This window comes from Leptospira montravelensis, assembly GCF_004770045.1.
Classification (GTDB): domain Bacteria; phylum Spirochaetota; class Leptospiria; order Leptospirales; family Leptospiraceae; genus Leptospira_A; species Leptospira_A montravelensis.
This window is the reverse complement of record NZ_RQFO01000004.1, coordinates 1,071,852-1,090,029: the sequence shown is the minus strand read 5'-3', so window position 1 is coordinate 1,090,029 and position 18,178 is coordinate 1,071,852. Positions and strand designations below refer to the sequence as shown.

The 18,178-nt window shown below is 36.8% G+C and carries 15 protein-coding genes, 1 other RNA gene and 1 pseudogene; 6 read left to right on the top strand and 11 right to left on the bottom strand.

Going from position 1 to position 18,178, the window contains the following annotated elements:
* Positions 1 to 52: 52 nt before the first annotated feature.
* Positions 53 to 1,942, top strand: a complete 1,890-nt coding sequence (topA, locus tag EHQ31_RS05960) for a type I DNA topoisomerase (RefSeq protein ID WP_244247288.1) — start codon at positions 53 to 55, stop codon at positions 1,940 to 1,942.
* On the top strand, positions 1,932 to 3,017 hold the full coding sequence (hemH, locus tag EHQ31_RS05955) for a ferrochelatase (RefSeq protein WP_135570462.1): 1,086 nt from the start codon (positions 1,932 to 1,934) through the stop codon (positions 3,015 to 3,017). Before topA ends, hemH begins: the two co-directional genes overlap by 11 nt.
* Here hemH and EHQ31_RS05950 read toward each other — a convergent pair.
* Genes EHQ31_RS05950 through EHQ31_RS05920 form a run of 7 tightly spaced genes read right to left on the bottom strand, consistent with a single transcriptional unit; the run spans position 2,991 to position 11,203 of the window.
* Positions 2,991 to 4,202, bottom strand: a complete 1,212-nt coding sequence (locus tag EHQ31_RS05950; RefSeq protein WP_135570460.1) for a protoporphyrinogen/coproporphyrinogen oxidase — start codon at positions 4,200 to 4,202, stop codon at positions 2,991 to 2,993. The genes hemH and EHQ31_RS05950 overlap by 27 nt on opposite strands.
* The gene (gene hemN, locus EHQ31_RS05945) at positions 4,199 to 5,539 is read right to left on the bottom strand and encodes an oxygen-independent coproporphyrinogen III oxidase (protein ID WP_135570458.1); all 1,341 of its coding nucleotides are present in this window, start codon (positions 5,537 to 5,539) and stop codon (positions 4,199 to 4,201) included. The genes EHQ31_RS05950 and hemN overlap by 4 nt, the downstream gene beginning before the upstream one ends.
* A complete protein-coding gene (locus EHQ31_RS05940; protein WP_135570457.1) occupies positions 5,536 to 6,579 on the bottom strand; it encodes a uroporphyrinogen decarboxylase family protein in 1,044 nt (347 codons plus the stop codon). The genes hemN and EHQ31_RS05940 overlap by 4 nt, the downstream gene beginning before the upstream one ends.
* Positions 6,576 to 7,859, bottom strand: coding sequence for a glutamate-1-semialdehyde 2,1-aminomutase (gene hemL / locus EHQ31_RS05935; protein WP_135570455.1), 1,284 nt, complete (start codon positions 7,857 to 7,859; stop codon positions 6,576 to 6,578). Before hemL ends, EHQ31_RS05940 begins: the two co-directional genes overlap by 4 nt.
* Positions 7,856 to 8,809 (bottom strand): porphobilinogen synthase, encoded by a 954-nt coding sequence (gene hemB / locus EHQ31_RS05930; protein WP_135570453.1) that lies wholly within the window; start codon positions 8,807 to 8,809, stop codon positions 7,856 to 7,858. The genes hemL and hemB overlap by 4 nt, the downstream gene beginning before the upstream one ends.
* The gene (hemC, locus tag EHQ31_RS05925; RefSeq protein ID WP_135570451.1) at positions 8,806 to 10,341 is read right to left on the bottom strand and encodes a hydroxymethylbilane synthase; all 1,536 of its coding nucleotides are present in this window, start codon (positions 10,339 to 10,341) and stop codon (positions 8,806 to 8,808) included. The genes hemB and hemC overlap by 4 nt, the downstream gene beginning before the upstream one ends.
* Positions 10,334 to 11,203 carry a Rossmann-fold NAD(P)-binding domain-containing protein gene (locus EHQ31_RS05920; RefSeq protein ID WP_135570449.1) on the bottom strand — a complete coding sequence of 290 codons (870 nt, stop codon included), beginning with the start codon at positions 11,201 to 11,203 and terminating at the stop codon, positions 10,334 to 10,336. Before EHQ31_RS05920 ends, hemC begins: the two co-directional genes overlap by 8 nt.
* Positions 11,204 to 11,309: 106 nt before the next feature.
* On the opposite strand from EHQ31_RS05920, the gene msrB reads away from it, so the two are divergent.
* Positions 11,310 to 11,693: a peptide-methionine (R)-S-oxide reductase MsrB gene (gene msrB, locus EHQ31_RS05915; RefSeq protein WP_135570447.1), complete on the top strand. Its 384-nt coding sequence runs from the start codon at positions 11,310 to 11,312 to the stop codon at positions 11,691 to 11,693.
* A gap of 84 nt (positions 11,694 to 11,777) precedes the next feature.
* Here msrB and EHQ31_RS05910 read toward each other — a convergent pair whose 3' ends face one another.
* A complete protein-coding gene (locus tag EHQ31_RS05910; RefSeq protein ID WP_135570445.1) occupies positions 11,778 to 12,224 on the bottom strand; it encodes an LEPBI_I1174 family sigma 54-regulated protein in 447 nt (148 codons plus the stop codon).
* Between the two features lie 104 nt (positions 12,225 to 12,328).
* On the opposite strand from EHQ31_RS05910, the gene rnpB reads away from it, so the two are divergent.
* An RNA gene (rnpB, locus tag EHQ31_RS05905) (RNase P RNA component class A) lies at positions 12,329 to 12,678 on the top strand.
* Positions 12,679 to 13,880: 1,202 nt separating this feature from the next.
* On the opposite strand, the pseudogene EHQ31_RS19060 reads toward rnpB, so the two are convergent.
* Positions 13,881 to 14,219 (bottom strand): annotated as a pseudogene (locus tag EHQ31_RS19060) (nuclease-related domain-containing protein); the annotation flags it as partial.
* Between the two features lie 43 nt (positions 14,220 to 14,262).
* On the opposite strand from EHQ31_RS19060, the gene EHQ31_RS05895 reads away from it, so the two are divergent.
* Positions 14,263 to 14,868 (top strand): LBF_1134 family protein, encoded by a 606-nt coding sequence (locus tag EHQ31_RS05895; RefSeq protein WP_208652715.1) that lies wholly within the window; start codon positions 14,263 to 14,265, stop codon positions 14,866 to 14,868.
* Here EHQ31_RS05895 and EHQ31_RS05890 read toward each other — a convergent pair.
* Together EHQ31_RS05890 and cobA are read right to left on the bottom strand one after the other, a co-directional pair.
* Positions 14,865 to 15,458: a precorrin-2 dehydrogenase/sirohydrochlorin ferrochelatase family protein gene (locus tag EHQ31_RS05890; protein WP_135570442.1), complete on the bottom strand. Its 594-nt coding sequence runs from the start codon at positions 15,456 to 15,458 to the stop codon at positions 14,865 to 14,867. The genes EHQ31_RS05895 and EHQ31_RS05890 overlap by 4 nt on opposite strands.
* Positions 15,458 to 16,240, bottom strand: a complete 783-nt coding sequence (cobA, locus tag EHQ31_RS05885; RefSeq protein ID WP_135570440.1) for a uroporphyrinogen-III C-methyltransferase — start codon at positions 16,238 to 16,240, stop codon at positions 15,458 to 15,460. Before cobA ends, EHQ31_RS05890 begins: the two co-directional genes overlap by 1 nt.
* A gap of 165 nt (positions 16,241 to 16,405) precedes the next feature.
* On the opposite strand from cobA, the gene EHQ31_RS05880 reads away from it, so the two are divergent.
* A complete protein-coding gene (locus EHQ31_RS05880; protein ID WP_135570438.1) occupies positions 16,406 to 18,175 on the top strand; it encodes a diflavin oxidoreductase in 1,770 nt (589 codons plus the stop codon).
* Positions 18,176 to 18,178: the final 3 nt, after the last annotated feature.

Below are 18,178 nucleotides of genomic sequence, written 5' to 3'. Positions count from 1 at the left end.
ATTTAAAATCACCAAACTTTTAATAGTCGAATCGCCGACAAAAGCAGCAACAATCGCTTCTTATTTAGATAAGGATTGGGTTGTTGTTGCTACCAAGGGACATATCAAAGACCTTCCTCCCAAATCCTATGGGGTAGATTTTAAAAACCAATTTGAACCAGAATATGAATGGCTAAAAGGTAAGAAGGCTGTTTTTTCTGCGATTAAATCCAAAGCCAAGTTATCTTCAGTAATTTATATCGCCAGTGACCCGGATCGGGAAGGGGAAATCATCGCCAAACATTGTTATGATGAACTAGTAAAATTAAAAAAACCTATTTTTAGACTACGACTGAAGGAAATTTCCAAAGAGGAAGTAAGCCGTCAAATCCAATTAAAGTTTGGACTCGATCTTGCAGAAATAGAATCACAAATTGCAAGGCGTGTTGTTGATCGAATTTTTGGATTTGAAGTATCTCCTGATTTGTGGAAACAGTTAAAAATCTCTTCTTTGTCTGCGGGTCGTGTGCAATCTACGGTTTTACATTGGATTTGTGAAAGAGAAAAAGAAATCCAGAATTTTTCCAAAGAGATTTATTACCAATTAAGATTACATGGATCTGTTTTAGGAGAATCTATAGATTTAGACCACCAAACAAAAGATAAATTAGATTCTAATTCAATTCAAAACCTACTTTCGGATATAGAAATTTTACCAGAACCTTCAAAATTAAAAGACTTAATCCTATCGCAAATCAAAAAGAAAAATATCAAAAGAAATCCTCCCCCAGCTTTTTCCACTGCTAGTTTACAAGAAACGAGTTTTCGCATTTTGGGTTTTGATTCTAAAAAAACTATGAAACTGGCACAAATGCTTTTTGAAGGGAAAAAAATTGGAACTGGAGAGAGAGTAGGGCTTATCACCTATATGCGAACCGATAGCACTCGAGTTTCATTGGATAAGCGAGAGTTAGGTGAAGATTATTTAAATAAAAATTATCCTGGTTTACTTTCTAATATAAATTCTACTCCCAAAAAACAAAAAAAATACTCTCAGGATGCCCACGAAGCTGTCATCCCCACAAATCCAAATTTGACTCCTGATTCTATTTCCTCCTATTTATCACCTGATGAGAAAAAACTATACACTTTAATTTGGGAGCGATTTTTAGTTTCATTGATGAAGCCAGAGTTAGGTGAAGAAACGATATATGAATTTCAAAAAGAGAAACATACTTTCTATTATAAAAATGAATTGATAACCGATTTTGGATTTAAGGCCTTTTTTAAAACGGATAAGAAAAAAATACAAAAACAATTGGATTGGAAATTGGGTGACCGGTTCCTTTACGAGTCCTATACCATAGAAGAAAAACAAACAGAGCCACCAGTTCGTTATACACAAGGAAAACTGGTTCAAAAAATGGAAGATACAGGTGTGGGTAGACCTTCTACCTATGGGTCCATTATTGAAACTTTAAAAACTCGGAAATACATTGTGGAATATCACAAATCCATTGGGCCTACGGCACTTGGATTGAAAGTAAATGATTATCTATTTTTAAACTTTCAAGATATGATTGGTGAGTCTTTCACAAAAGATTTGGAGGAAAAATTAGACCAAGTCACTGAAAATAAAGAATCAAGAATCCTTCTGATCCAAAATTTCTATGAAGGTTTACTTCGTATCTTACGAAGTCCTAGAAAAAAAAATACTCCACTCGCACCTGTAAATGTTCCAAATGTAGAACAAAACAAATCAGAACGAGCTGTTGCCAGAAAAACATCTTCCAGTAAAAAACAAAATATTAAACTCGATACCATTGAATCCAGTCTAAAACCTACAAACATTTGTCCCGTGTGTCAGCTTGGATTTGTAAAAACCAAACTAGGTAAAAAAGGAAAAACCATTTATTTTTGTTCCCGTTACCCACATTGTGACTACATAACTTATGAACCATAAACCAGAAAAAACATTGATCCTAGTTAATTTAGGTGGGCCTAGAAACACAGAGGAAATTGAAGTTTTTTTAACCGATTTATTTACGGATCCATTTGTCTTTGATTTGCCTTTACCTGAATTTTTACGACTTCCATTAGCAAGGTTTATCGCTAAAAAACGCAGCCCCAAGGTAAAAAGAATTTATGAGTCCATGGGATTTGGTGGAGGTTCTCCTTTAGTTTCCGAAACAGAAAAACAAGCCAAAACTATTGAAAGAATATTAAATCTTAAAACCAATATAAATTGGACAGTAAAGGTTGCAATGACCTGTGGTTTTCCTCATATTAGAGATAATGAATTTGGAAAACCATCACCGGATACCATCTATCTGCCGTTATATCCTCAATATTCTCGTTCTACAGTTTTATCGACATTAAACCATTTAGAAAAAAAGTTCAAAGAATGTCCTGTCGGAAGCGGTGGATATGTTCCTAGTTTTGCCTCTGATCCTAAATTTCACCAAATATCTGCTAGGTTTATTTTTGAATTTTTTAGCGGAGTCCTAAAATCAGATGAATTTTTACATTTTCCAAATGTAAGTCCAACACTAGATTGGAAAGAGATAGATATTGTTTTTTCAGCTCATGGGGTTCCGTTGCGGCTCATTCGCAAAGGAGACAGGTATATGCAAGAAATTGAATCTTCAGTAAAAGGAATTAAAGAAGAACTCCGTCTCTTAGGTTTTAAAGGGAAAACCCATATATCTTATCAAAGTAAGGTGGGACCGGCAAAATGGACGGAACCAAGTTCTTTACAGATGATAGAATCTCTTGCCAAAGAAGGGAAACAAATTGCCGTATATCCTATTAGTTTTGTCAGTGATCATTTAGAAACTTTGGAAGAAATAGGAGAACAATTTAAAGACCTTGCCTTAGAGAAAGGTGCAAAATCTTTTACTAGAATTCCTGCATTCGGAGTTTACCCGCCGTTTATCGAGTATTTGGCGGAGAAAGTAGTCGATGTAGACAAGTCGATACACCATTGTTTTTGTAAAGAGATGGGTGGTGAATCACTCACCACTTGTCGATTCAAATAAAGATCTTAGTCCAATACCTTTTCGATAATTTCCAAAAAAGCGAATGTTTATTCCTTCCGACAACCATTGTGTTTCTAAGGAATCCAGTTTTTGATTGAATAAAAACAATTTTCTATCGTAAGCAGGGAATACACCGTTCCAAGAAGTCACATAAACAGCTTTAGGTGAATCTTCAATTTTTGTGATCAATTTTCTATCTTCTTCTAAGATAGATTCCCATGTGATAGAATCACCGGTTTTAGCCGCACTCGGATAAATCCAGGTTTCTGAATGAAGGCCATCTATTGCCCTTCCCGGAAAAATATCGGAATTGGATAAAACACCGAGAGCTCGGATTCCTTCGTTTTTTCCAAAAAGGACACCGAAACATGGTTTCTTTGTTAGGTGATTTTTCCCGAACCTTGTGATTGTTGTGATAGAAAGTAAATTGGGAACTTCATTGGGTTCTATATGATCGCCGAGAATTGGGATTAAATTCTTTAAGGATGTAGAAAAACGAATTTTCCCTTTCCATTTAAGGATAGTTTCCAAATTCGCTTTTGAAAACTTAGTTTTGATTTCTATTTTAGGTTCTAAATATTGAACTAAATGGGATACTAAATCTCCCATTCCTTGCGGAAAGGATACTGTTCCATAGGTTTTAGATTTATTCTTTTTTAGTTCCTGCAGGATTGTTTTTGTTCCTGTACCTTCCCATTTAGAGAATATAGATTCTGCTTGGAGGGAGTCGAGCCGAGTTCCGTAAACTCCGCCAATTGCTGGTTCGATGATGTTTTTTGTAACAGAGTTACCAAACATTTGACAAGCCCAAGTTTCAAAGTTTTGGTCTTTGTTGAATTTTATTTTTTTAAAAAGTACTGTAATAATTAACCGAATGCCAGTAAAAATGGAAATGGGAAGTCTCGATAACTTTTGATTAGTAAAGAAATACCTTCTTTTTGCTGCCTGATTTGGATAAACAGGTGAAAGTCCAATGTCATCTAACATGGATTTCATTTCATCTGTGAGTAAAACACCATTGGCAGCAAGTTCGACAAGTCCCTCATTAACAATTTTTGTTCCTATGACTCCGCCTAATTTATCGGCCTCTTCATATAAAGTAACCCTGTCTCCACGTTTCGTATGATGGTATGCCAGAAATAAACCAGTGATACCACCGCCAATGATATGAACTTGTTCACTCATATTGCTTTCGAAAAAACAGGTTTTGTTGGTTGGCTTAGTTGTAATTTTTCATCGAAAGCCATTGCAATGATTCTTAAGAAAGGTTTTCCAAGTTCTGTCACAGTCAGTGTATTTTCTTGCCATCTGATTAACTGATCGGATTCCATTTCTTTTAAAAATTGGAAAACATGAGTTTTCATTTCGCTAGGAACATTCACTTTCCAAGATGTCATTAAATCTAAAATCAATTGTTTACGTATTTGGTCAGATTTTGTTAATTTATGTCCACGAAAGATTGGAATGATCCCATCTAACAAGGATTTACGGTATTTCATTTCCAACTTTTGGTTTTGGAAAAAAAGATCAGGAGTTTCTGAGATAGAAGAGGAACCTAGTCCCAACATAACATCTGTTCGTGAATCGCTATAACCCATAAAGTTTCGATGTAGTTGGTTTGAATTGAAAGCCTTCCAAAGTTTATCGTGTGGAAGGGCAAAATGGTCCATTCCAATTTCTCTGTAACCTTCCTTTTCTAACAATTGTCTGCCGATTTCATACAAGTCTCGTTTTACAGTAGCTTCAGGAAGATCTTTTTCTGTGAATAGGCGTTGCGATGCTTTGATCCAAGGTACGTGAGCATAAGAGTAAAAAGCAATTCTATCTGGTTTTAATTCTAATGTCCTTTCGATAGAATATTTCATTGAGTCTAGGGTTTGTTTGGGCAGGCCATAAATAAGATCAAAATTAACAGAATCAAAGCCAAGTGCCCTCGCTTCGCGAGTGATATTTTCAGTGAGTTCAAAAGGTTGGATTCTGTTGACTAACCTTTGTACTTCGGGATCAAAGTCTTGCACTCCCAAACTAATCCTTCTGAATCCAAGTTTTTGCAAAAGTTTTAGTTGCGATACCCTTGTCCTTCTTGGGTCCACTTCAATCGAATACTGAGGATCTTCCGTTGGGTTTAGTTTATTTAAAATGTAATCAATTGTAGATTCCAAATTATAGTCTGAAAGATAGGTTGGGCTTCCGCCACCCAAATGTAGTTCGCTTAACTTTTTACCTTTTAAACTATTTACTTTATCGGTATAAAGATTTAATTCATTTTTAATCGCCGCCACATAAGGTTCTTCGACCGTATGGTTTTTTGTGATGGATGTATTACATCCGCAAAATGTACAAAGTGTTTCACAAAATGGAATGTGAAGGTATAAGGCAAGTTTTGATTCTTTAGGAGATAAATTAGTTTCCAAGGATTGGATACATTCGTCCAACGTTGGAGAATCCGTCCAATAGGGAACTGTTGGATAACTTGTGTACCTTGGTGCTGGTGTATCGTATTTTTCGAGTAATTGTTTCATTCGCTAAATACCTTTCTTGTTTCTTCTATGAGCATATGGACGGAAGTTTCTGGAGTGAACTGTAAAACTCCATGCCCAAGTCCAGCTACCCATCCTTTTCGGTCTTCAGGATCTAAATCTTTGATTGGCAAAAGATACTCTCGAATTTTCTGTTTTAGTGTTTGGGGATCTGCAAAGAGAAGTTCTTGATCGAAATTACCTTGGATGAAACCTTTTCCCCCAAAGTTTTTTAAAGTTTGTTTGATAGAGAATCTATGATCCACACCAAAACCCGCTAAACCTGGAATTTCTTGAATTTGCCTCACGTGTTCTTCTGTAGAATTTTTTGCGTAATATCCAATTTGTTTTGGGTAGAGTTTTGCAAATTCGGAAATTGGCCCTTTAACATATCTTTGGAAGTTATAAGGATCTAACATACCGGCTGCAGTATCAAAAATCATTACAACTTCAGCTCCACCTTGCAATTGTAATTCGATGTTTTGTTTGAGAAGTGGAACAAGTATGGAATAAAATTGATCTACAAAACTTTGATTAGTTTTGATAAAGGATAAATTTCCATCATGTTTTCCAATGCTTGCATAGGTCATTAATGTAAACGGTCCACCTACAAATCCAATAAGAGATACATCTTTTGGTAAAACTTCCCTTGTTCGAATCACAGCTTCTTTTTGAAACTTGAGTGCTTCTATTGCTTCGTCAGGAGATTTTAATTGTAATAAATCTTTTTCGGAAGTGAGGGAAAAGGAAAGTTTCGGACCAGGATCATAAGTTAAACCCATTCCCAATGCTTCTAAAGGGAAAAGTAGGTCGGAAAACAAAATACTAACATCAAATCCAAATTCCTTAACAGGTCCAAGTGCCACTTCTGCTGCGAGTTCCGGTTGTTTGCATAAATCCATAAAACTATAAGTTTCTTTGAGTTTACGGTAATGGGAGTGATACCTTCCGGCTTGGCGCATAAACCAAATAGGCGGGATTTTTTGGGGTATTAAATTTATGGCATTTGCAAATCTGTCATTTCGAAATGTAGTTGTAATCATTTTTTTTCCTTTAATGCCTGTTTGGTTTTATTTAAAGTGGCTTCTATAATTTCTTCGGTATGAACTGTTGAAAGAAATCCCACCTCATAACCGCTAGGTGCAAGATATACACCTTGGTTTAGGAGTTTGTGAAAAAATGTAGCAAACCTAGATTTGTGGTCACTGGGAATTGATGTTATGGTGCGAACAGGATCCTTTGTTTTTCCCTTTAGCCAAAAAAGACTTCCGAATGTGACGGCTTCCCAGTTCGAATCTCCAGATTCTTCTAAATGTTTTAATATCCCTGAAGTTAATTGTTTTGTTTTTGATTCTAATTCAGGGTATGGATTTTCAGTCCAAGCTTTCGTTAAAGTTTTTAGACCAGCTCGCATACCAATCGGGTTTGCTGATAAGGTTCCCGCTTGGTAAACTGGACCACTGGGTGCGACTAAATCCATTAGGTCTTTTTTACCGGCATAGGCACCTACAGGAAAACCTCCACCTATAATTTTACCGTAACAAACGAGGTCCGGGACAATTCCAGTAAGTCCAGCCATTCCTTGGAAAGAAACGCGAAATCCAGAGATTACTTCATCAAACAATAGTAAGGTTCCATATTTTGTGGTTAGTTCCCTGCATTTTTTTAAGAATTCAGTTCTCTGAGGAAGAAGGCCGTAATTGGCGGGAATTGGTTCAATGATAAGACAAGCTATGTCCTTTCCTTGTTCTAAAAATAAATTTTCTAAAGTAGTTTCATCATCTAACGGTAGTACAAGGGTATTTTGAATGATTTCGGGTCCAATTCCTTTACTGTCACTCGAACTGAGCCCGGCAAGTCCAGAACCGGCTTTTACAAGCAGTTGGTCTAAATGGCCGTGGTAACAGCCGTCAAATTTTAAAATTTTACTTCGGCCTGTGGCTGCTCTTGCAACTCGAAGAGCACTCATCACTGCTTCTGTTCCTGAGTTCACAAATCGGATTTTTTCGGCCCAAGGAATTTTACTTGTGATAAACTCTGCTAGTTCTAGGGAATAAGGTTCACAAGCTCCAAATGACCAAGCCTTTCTTACAGTATCTTCAACTACTTCTTGAATTTCTGGATGTCTGTGACCAAAAAGAAGTGGGCCAAAACTCAAACAATAATCGATATATTCTTTTCCTTCGACTGACTTTAGATAGGCGCCGTTTGCTTCACTAAAAAAAATAGGTGTCCCACCAACGGAGGCAAAGGAACGAACGGGACTATGGACTCCACCGGGAACCACGTTTTTGGAACGTATAAATAGTTCTTCTGAGTTCATGAATAAATCCTTTGTGCAATTCTTGCACCATATGTAATTAAATAAGAAGACCCAGCTCTTCTAAAGACATCCCAAGTTTCTCTTAATCCTTCTTCGAAATTTAAAAAACCTTCCTTAGCTAAATACACAAGACTTGCATATTCTCCACTGACTTGGTAAGCACCAGTAGGAAGTCCTGTTTTTTCTTTGATAGGTCCAATGAGGTCAATCGCAGTCATTCCAGGTTTTACCATAAGTAAGTCAGCACCTTCCTCTTTATCCCTAAGAGATGTGTGGATGGCTGTATCACGATCCCTTACATCAAGTTGGTATCCACTCCGATCACCAAATTGTGGTGAGGAATCTGCCGCTCCTCGAAATGGTCCATAAAAATTACTTTTGAATTTTGTCGAATAACTCATGATAGGGACCATTGAATGCCCGTTAGTATCTAGAATTTTTCTGTGAGAACCAACTCGACCATCCATCATATCGCTAGGTGCAATTCCATCTGCCCCAGCATCCGCATAAATCAGTGCCAAATCAGACAATCGTTTTAGCGTTAATTCAAGATCAATACTTCCTGATTTGTGAAAATGGCAACAATGTCCTGTAGTTGTTACCGAACAAATACAGGTATCGAGCCACAAAAACATGTCGGGGAATTTCTTTTTAATCACACTAATGTTGGATTGGTAAAAGTCCTTTGGAAAACTTGTATCCGATTTGTCTTTCGGAACCATAAATAATAAAAATTGAGATACACCAGCTTTTAAATCAGATTCAATTTGGTGGAGAATTGACTTATCTGTATCACGAAAAACTCCAGGTAAACCTTTGATTGGTTCTTTTTCCTCAATGCCTTCAGCAAGAAAAAGTGGTTGGATCATTTTATTTACATTGAGTGACCCTGTTTCACCTAAATTTCTTAAATATTGGTTGGAACGTAATCTTAGTGTTTGTTTTTTCATTGTTTTATATACCTTTCTACCCAAGAATCAAAAGACAATGACACGAATACTCTTTGATTCGAAGCTTCTTCGCCTATTGTCTGTTTGATTTTTTTGAATGTGGATCCAGGCCCCACAAAATGAATTACATCCAGGAGTTCCGGGAACCGTTTGGTAACTATATCAAACTCGGATCCACTGCGCCAATATGCTGCTTTAATTTTAGAAGTATCAAAGGGAACAGGGATTTCTGGTGCCGAAACAAAATAAGTTGGAATGACTGGATAGATACTATTGTTTTTATCTGAATCCACATGTGTAAGTTTCACAAAATTGGTTTCTCTTCCGAGAAGTAAATCAATCATGGGTGGTTCACTTTCACCTAATCCATCACAGGTGCCATTGACCCAAAATCCACGAAGTGCTAAATCTTTCCATGTAGAAAGACCTGCAGACCAAAGGATTTGGTTGGTTGGGTTTACTGATAAATCGAGTGGGAAAGCATAACCTCTAGAAACAAATACGTCTACATCCTTGGGAAGAGAATAGGTCAGCCTTTCTCTTTGTCTTGCCGCCATTTTAGCATTGGGAGGCCAAACTTCGGATTTATCGAAACTCAAATCGGGAGCGCCAGACAACTCCTTAGAAAATAAAGTTTGTCCGTTTTCGGTCTCTCCTTTAACAAAAGTTATTTTTCCGTAATCTCTTGTTAAAACAGAAACTCCAATTTTCTGATGGCAACCACCGCCATATTTGGATAATATTTTTCTTTCTTCATTTGCAGTGAGTTCTGCTTCTTTGTTTGTGATTTCTCTAAGAATGGATTCTAATTCTTTGTCTTCTTTTCGTATCTCTGCACAAAGAGCACCTTGGGCAGGTGCACTTGGAAAAATCGAAGATGGTAAAACCATAAACAACGAAAGATTGATTGTTTCGCTGATTAGTTTTTTAATTGCATGTAATTCTGGAATTAAGTTTTCTTCATCTTTAAATCCAAGAATTCGATCTAAGGCAGCTTTTGCGACTAAGATACCGCCGTTTTCATGTTCTAAATACTTTCTTAGTCTTGTTTGTATATTTCCTCTGACAGATTCTATTTTAATATCAAAGGTATTGATAGGTGTCGGAAAAAAAGTTTTAATAAAATCTTTTATATGATGTTCTCTTCTAGGGGAAGAAGTAAGAATTGTGATATCTGTTGGAGCCGAAATCCATTTATTTCTTTTAAATAATAAAACATCTCTTACATCTTCTCTAGGAAGAATCGGTATAAGAATGGTGTCTTTTCTGTCTTTTAGATCCATATCTTTCCAAGAATGGATGACAATATCAACTTTATGATTTAATAAATCTTCTTGAAGATCTTTTGTAAAAATTCCTTGTCCTGCAAATTGCCAAAGTGGAGTTTTTAGATCCTTATCACCGGCAGATTCCCGAAATACTGGTTGGAAGTTTTTAGTTTTGTTTTTTTCCTGGAGAGCTTTGATGACAGAAAAAATTTGAATTCGAGAGAGTAGGGAGGATCTTCCTCCGACTTTAATCAGTTCAGACAAGTAAATCTTCCCATCCATTCATAATGTGTATTTGTTCTTCCTCCCTTTCCCGAGTGAGTTCAGTAAGAAAGAATTGTAAGTCTATTTTTACTGATTGGATTTGTTCATCGGTTTCTTGCAAATCTCCCAAAATTTTGGAAAGAGGAATATAATTTTGGTATTTTGGTTCAGTAAAACCTATTTCACGAAAATCTAAAATCAGTGATGAATTTTCGATCATTGTTTCCCAGTTGAATGGTAAAAAACTAGATGCGATAACAATCGCTTCGTTAATAGGTTTGTAATCTTCCCAGTGGTAAGTGGTAATTGGGAATTCTTTTTGTAATTCACTCATTCTAGTTTGGTTTCGTCCGATGAGTCGAACTTCTTTGTTTTTGGAAACAAGATAAGGAAGAATGGATGTGGCAAGTTTTCCTGTTCCCAGTAAGGTGACTGTTTTATGTTTTTGCAAATAGGAATCTGCGACACTACCGTAAGTTTGTCTACCAATCCCAGTTAAATATTTGGAACGAATTTGTTTTGTGTGTTCTAGAATTTGATCTCTCAGCCTTAAAAGAGAAAGAGCAAAGGTAGAATCATTCACTTTATCTTCTCTGAATCGATCACGGAACTGGGCTTGGATTTCTGATTCCCCAAATAATTTGGATCGTAAACCAGAAACTACTTCTAATAAAAATCGGTAAGCTTCGAAGCCATGAAACACTTCATGGCCTTTGTAAAATCTTTCAGTTTCCGAAAGGGGAAAGAGTCTGCGGTCTCCAAACGCAATGGTTCTTTGGCATGTTTGCCAAATCTCTAGACCGGAGTCGTCTAAAGTTTTGATGGGATCATTTGAGTGTAATAGAATCAGGTTTGACCACATAATTTTATTCTATCAAATACAAGCTCCCAACTGTCACAAGATTGTCAGTATCTAAAAAAATAAAATATGATATTGAAACTTAGTCTCAATTAATTAGGAATGGTATATGATGAACGAAGAAAATTGGAAAGAAAAACTCACTCCCTTACAATACCAAGTCACTCGTGAAAAAGGCACCGAACGTCCGTTTACTGGTGAATACTATGAACATAAAGAAAAAGGAATATACTTATGTATTTGTTGTGGTGAAAAATTATTTTCTTCTCAGGCTAAGTATGATTCCGGTAGTGGTTGGCCCAGTTATTACGAACCTGTAAAAGCGGAAGCTGTCGCAACTGAGAAAGACCAAAGTCATGGAATGGTCAGAACAGAAATCCATTGTAAAAACTGTGGAGCACATCTGGGACATGTTTTTCCTGATGGACCTAAACCAACAGGACTCAGGTATTGTGTGAATTCAGCTTCTTTAAAGTTTGAAAAGGAATCTTAAGCCGTTAGAGTGAAATGATCCAGGAAGGTTTGTAAAAACTGAGACTGGATCTTTCGTGATGGTATGATTATTTCTGATTCGGATTTATTCTTTTAACCAAGATACTTCAATACATCCGTCGGGTTTTCTTGTTTCGGATAGGTTTGCGCGTTCGAGTGCTACCGCTCCCAAATTAACTCCAATACGAAGGGCAATCCTTTTGGCTAGATGCGAATATTGGTTGGCTTCACAACGATTCCCAAGACGTGATTCTAATTTAGAGATTTGTAATAGAAGGCTTGCGTTTCCTTCCGATTCTTTCATACCAATGGCATGTTTTAATTGGATGGCTTTTTTTAAATCTTCCCTTGCCGAAAGTAAATCGTTGGATTCCATTTTTTGAATGGCCCTTTCTTCTAAACTGTTGATGACAGTGGGAATGCGAGACAAACGAACCGCCCTAAGGATATCCTCTGCTGGTTCATCTAAAATGGGATTTGCATGCAAACCAAAAGAAATGATGAAAAGTATAGCAATTTGGTATTTGATCATACAAGACGTGCCTCACTGACTCCGTTCTATGAAAGATTGCATATTTTGTGCCAAGGGAATGAAATACTCATAGACGGTTATGGGGTGGACTTTCCAATGAAACTGACTCTGGCCGAGCGATCGCCTTTTTTTCTCCTTCTGGAGAGAAAGGGGAGGAAAGTCCGGACACTAGGGGACAATTGGACCGAGTAATGCTTGGGCTTTTGGTTTTCAGAAATGAAGATCAGGAGACGGAAAGTGCAACAGAAAGCAAACCGCCTACTTAGGTAGGTAAGGGTGAAAGGGTGGGGTAAGAGCCCACCGCTCTATTTGTAAAAATAGGGGCATGGTAAACCCTCCGATGTGCAATCTCAAGTAAACAACCGTTATGAGTTTGTCCCGCCAGGTTGTGGGTAGAGAGCATCAGATAAATGATCGCATAAAACAGAATCCGGCTTACGGGCCAGAGTCACCTTTTTTTAAAATAGATTGAATCACCTCTTCTTCATTAGGTGGGTAAAATACACAAATTAAACTTCTAATTTTTAAAATGGTTTCTGCAAGAGAGGTTCTAGTTTCTATTTTGTCCCAATTTTCATAACCAACGATGATTCCACATGTTTCTTCCATTCCGGAGAATTCTTTAGCGGAATAGTTTCGCATCCCATTTTCATCTAAAAATTGTTTTAATCCATTTTGAGATATTGATTCTTCCGATTTGTAAATTACAACTATTTGATCATTTTCTACTTCCAATACTTTTTTAGCATATCCATAACACCATCGAATTTGGTCTGTTAGGTCTTCATCCGCCTTTATAAATTGGATATCCGAAAGATTACTTTGGATAGGCGATTCAGAAAAATCATTTAGTAATGAGTTTGCAAAATTTACAATTTCAGGTGAGTTGCGAATATTTCGTTTGATATCCCAAACATGCCGAGATAAGGAATTCCAATAATCTAACATGGGAGATTCTAAATATTTAAATCTTCTCGAAATAAAAAGGATCCAATTTTTATTTTCCCAAAAATACTTTGATAAATATAAAAATACTTCCTTTTCCGGTGATTGGTCCAAGATGTCTTCGATCCCGTCGGCGATCAGAAGATCAAAATGGTTATGGTTGATTTCATTTATGTTTGAAATGAGGTCGATATTTGATTTTTCAGGGATATTTTCTAACTCTTCTTTCCAAATTTCGTATAGTGCTTTGGCTCCTTGCCATAATAATACTTTTTTGCCAACACGTGCATTTTGTATGGCTAACTCTCCTGCGAGTATCGATTTGCCTGAACCTGTGCTACCGAAAACTAAATTATGCGAATGGTTACTAATACCTTCCACCAATTGAAATTGTTCTTTGGTGAAAAATAATAAATTCTCTTCTTCTTTTTCTTTCTGGGAACGAAATGTTTGAAAGAAATTTAAATTCTTTTTAATGATTTCATGTGCTTTTATTAAGACCGATTCTGGTAGAGGTTCCCTGTTATAACGAAATAGAATCGATTCGAGTACAGAATTTAAATTTACATCATCCTCTACTTCTTTGCCACCAAACACATACAGATGTCTATCATTTGGTAGGTGAAATTCTTTTCTTTCGTTTTTTAAAAAGAAAATTGCACTATCATAATAATCTGCTGGGAATAAATCAGTGAGTTGGTTGTGATTTTTAAAAAATTCACGAATCAAATCTCTTTGCGTTTGTACTTGTTCTATGGGATTGGAATAGGACTTACCTTCTACCGGATTCCATTCTCTGGCTCGTACGTTATAAAATTCCCACTCACCTTTTTTTTCTCTCCATTTTCCATTTTTTAATTCAATGGTGATGACCCCGTAAGGTGATACCACAAGAAAGTCAATTTCTCGCATAGGAACATCAGGTGTGATGAGGGTAAGGGAATAATAAATATTACATGGGATACGAATTTCTTTTGAAAAACGATGGTAAAAATGGGATTCGAGCGAAACGTCTTTCGCTTTTCCGTGAAACTGTTTTGGGTAAATCATTTTTTAGTTCTGTAAACTGGGCACCAAGGTTTTCATTGGTGATATGAAACTGATACCACCAACCTTAATTTTCTGCCTATTGTTTTGTGCCTGTGCCGGTGGGAATATTAAAATAAAGATTCGACCAGATCTTTCTGGAGATTTGGTTTTATACCAAAAAAAAATAACCAAAAAACCTTCTGGAATGTTTTTTGGTTCAGGCCTTGTGCCTGTCGGGGAATTAGAAATTTCTATTAAAGAAAGAGCTTACAAGTTTTCCCATTATACTCATATCCTTCCGCCGGGTTTTCGTTTCATTGAATTTACAGAAGACAAAACCCAGGAAATCCAATTGGTCGTGGATACAAGCCAATCCTCGCCCTTACTCAAAGCATTGGAAATTAACAAAACAGAAATTGATACTATTTTGAATGAAGCAAAACAAAGAGATGATTTATTACGTTTTAATACTTTAGTTGAATTCATTCAGTTTGAAATCCAGTTTCCCTTTCCTATAAAAAAAGTAAAATTTGCCGAACCTAGAACTCCAGGTGAATGGACAGTTAGGTTGGATAGCTCAGATAAAATGGTTGTGAATATTCCTTTACACTCTGTGTGGGCAAATGAACACCAGTTAACAACAGTTCAGGTTTTTCCAGATTCGGATTAGGATTTATGAAAATATTTGGAATTTAAGTTTCGAATGATTTCTTTTAGAGCAAGTCTTCTTTCATTTTGATCGGGAAGGATTTCTTTTAAGTTCCTTCTCATTTCAAAAATAGTTTCCATTAGTTCATGATCTTCCTCTGGTAGAATTTCTTCAAAAAGTTTGCGGAGTGTAGAAGATACACCTGCAAATTTTCCATCAGTAGATATGGCAAATTGAACCGGGCCTACCGTTACAGTTGAGGAAGAATAAAAATCGCAATTTTTTGGATCATCCACTGAGTTTACCCAAATTCCTTTTTCTTTCGCAATTTTACGAAAGTTTTTGTTGGTTTCGGAATCACTCGTTGCTAAAAAAATAATATCTCGATGATTTAAATCTTCTTCTTTAACTGCACGTTTTTCAGCGGATATATCAGGGTATTTATTTAAAAAAATTTGAACATCATCGCTAAAGTCAATGGAGATTACATGGAGTTTTGCACCTGTAAACTCTAATCCATACAGTTTTTCCAAACATGCATTCCCACCACCTACGATGAGAATGTTTTTGTTTTCTAAGTTTAAGAAAATAGGATATTTTTTAAAAACCATTAAGTAAGAAGAGCCATTATTGTCTGTTTTTGAATTTTATCTTTTCTGTTTAGGAGGGGACGGACTGCTTCTCCTACGTAAAGAATACCTGGACCTGAAGTTTGTTTTTGAATTCCATCTAACAAAGTATCGGCGAGAGTAGAGGATGTATATGTGGTTTTTTTTCCACCTACATTTTCTGCAAGGACAACTGGAGTGGAATCCTTAATTCCTTTTTGGATCAATCTTTCTGCGAGTTCTTTTGTTTTTTTACTGCCCATAAGAATGACAATGGTTCCAAAAAAGTTTTCCATTCCAATCCAACTGCGTTCGTCTTCTAAAATGGTATGTCCATCTAAGATGATGATCTGTCTAGAAATGCCCCGAACCGTCAGTGAGATGCCTAAGTCAGCGGCACCTGTGGTCACAGAACTCACTCCGGGAACTACTTCAAAAGCAATACCATGAGTTTCCAAAATTTGGATTTCCTCGGCAAGCCTACCAAAAATAGAAGCATCTCCCCCTTTCAAACGAACCACTCGTTTTCCTTCGTTTACGTATTTGACAAGGAGTGAGTTGATCTCATCCTGGGTGCGGGCATGTTCTTTGGCCCGTTTTCCCACATAGAGGATTTCTGCGTTTTCTGGAAAAAGTTCCAAAAAACCGGGATCCAGGAGGGCATCGTAAAGAATGACCTCAGCGGATTCGATGCGGCCTCGGCCACGAAGGGTCAAAAGGTCGATGGGGCCTGGGCCACCGCTTACAAAACTAACAAATCCAGGTTCTGTCTTATTGGAGGACATATCTGTTATACCCTGCCATATTGCTAGAAATAGTCAAGTGAATGGCTAATAATTTCTACAAAATCTCCATTTTTTTGGTTTACTTGGGGCGTATCTCTGGGGAAAGATTCAATTTATAAGACTTTTTGGATGTTTTACTGGAATCCAAATCGAAAATAGGTTTTTATGTTATCCGATGAGAAACGCAATCGATTTTTACAATTACTGAAGGAATCTACCAAAGACGAATGGGTTTGGATGTCAGGGTATTTATCCGCATTGACCCAACCGAGCCTTGGGGGGAGCAGTGTGGATGTTTCCATCACAGCTCCTGTGAGTATAGATTCAGGAACGGATTCATTACATGGAAATTTAAAAGCCCAACCACTCCAATGCAGTGTAGTTTACGGAACAGAAACCGGAAATTCCAAAAAACTCGGAACAGAACTTGTAAAAAAATTAAAGGAACTTGGTGTTTCCGCTAAACTCAAAAGTACAGATACATACAAAGCCAAAGACCTAAAAGAAGAAGAGTATTTATTTGTAATTGTGTCCACTCATGGCGACGGCGAACCACCACAAGCGGCAAAACCTTTTATTCAAATATTAAAAGATACAAAAGATTCTTTATCAAAGGTAAAGTTCGCAGTGCTTGGGTTAGGTGATACTAGTTATCCACTTTTTTGTCAATCAGGTGAAGATGTGGATTCTTTGTTAGCAAACCTTGGTGCCGAACGTATCCAACCATTAGGTAAATGTGATGTAGATTATGAAATCGTGGCAAAACCCTGGATGAGTGAACTTATCTCTATACTCAATGCTCATTCCAAAACTGCAACGACACAACAGGCAAAAACTAGTCAAAATCAAACCGCAAAACCAACATCTGGTGGTAAGGTTGTGTATGAAGGCTCTGTTGTCACAAACATTGTTTTAAATGATATAGGTGCTAGTAAATCAACAAGGCATATTGAAATCAAAACACCTGTTCCTGTTGATTATTTACCAGGAGACAGTGCAGGATTTTTAGCTTATAATCGTGATGAAGAAATTAATCGAATATTGTCTCTTTTGAAAGCAGACCGTGAAACTCGCGTTACTTATAAAGGGGAAACATGGATGGCTTATGATTTGTTTCGCAAAAAAGTATCCATTCGTTTTTTGCCAGACAGAGTCATCCAAAAATATGCAACACTGATTGGTAAAGAAATTCCTTCCGGTAAAACAGATTTAGATGTTTTACTCACTCTAAATCCATCGGAAACAAAATGGGACATCCAAACCATTGTAGATATTTTAGAGCCCATCGTTCCTAGATATTATTCCATTGCTTCTAGTCCATCGGCGCATGGGGAAGATGAAGTCCACCTAACTGTGGCAGAAGTAGAGATTGAAACATTTACTGGAATTAAAACTGGTTTTTGTTCAGGGTTTTTAGCAGATTTAAAGGAAGGAGATACAGTTCCTTTTTTCATCCAAAGAAATCAATCGTTTCGTCTCCCAAGTCCCGACACGGATATCATTATGATTGGACCAGGAACTGGAATTGCGCCTTTTCGAAGTTTTCTATTCGAAAGGGAACAAAATTCGGGGAACGGAAAAAATTGGTTATTTTTTGGAGAACGAAACTTTGTCTCTGATTTTTATTACCAAACTGAACTTTTGGAACTTATGGACACGGGCGTCTTACATAAGTTAAATACTGCTTTTTCTAGAGACACAAAACAGAAAGTATATGTGCAAGATCGTATGGGTGAAAATGCGGCAGAACTTCTGAAGTGGATAGAGAATGGGGCAGTTATTTATCTTTGTGGGTCAAAAGATCCAATGAGTAAGGATGTAGACCGCAAACTCATTGAAATTTTATCGGAAAGAACATTTGAAACTGGTAAAGATGCTTCTGATTATCTAAAAGAATTGGAAGAAGCCGGTCGTTATATTAAAGACGTTTACTGAGGG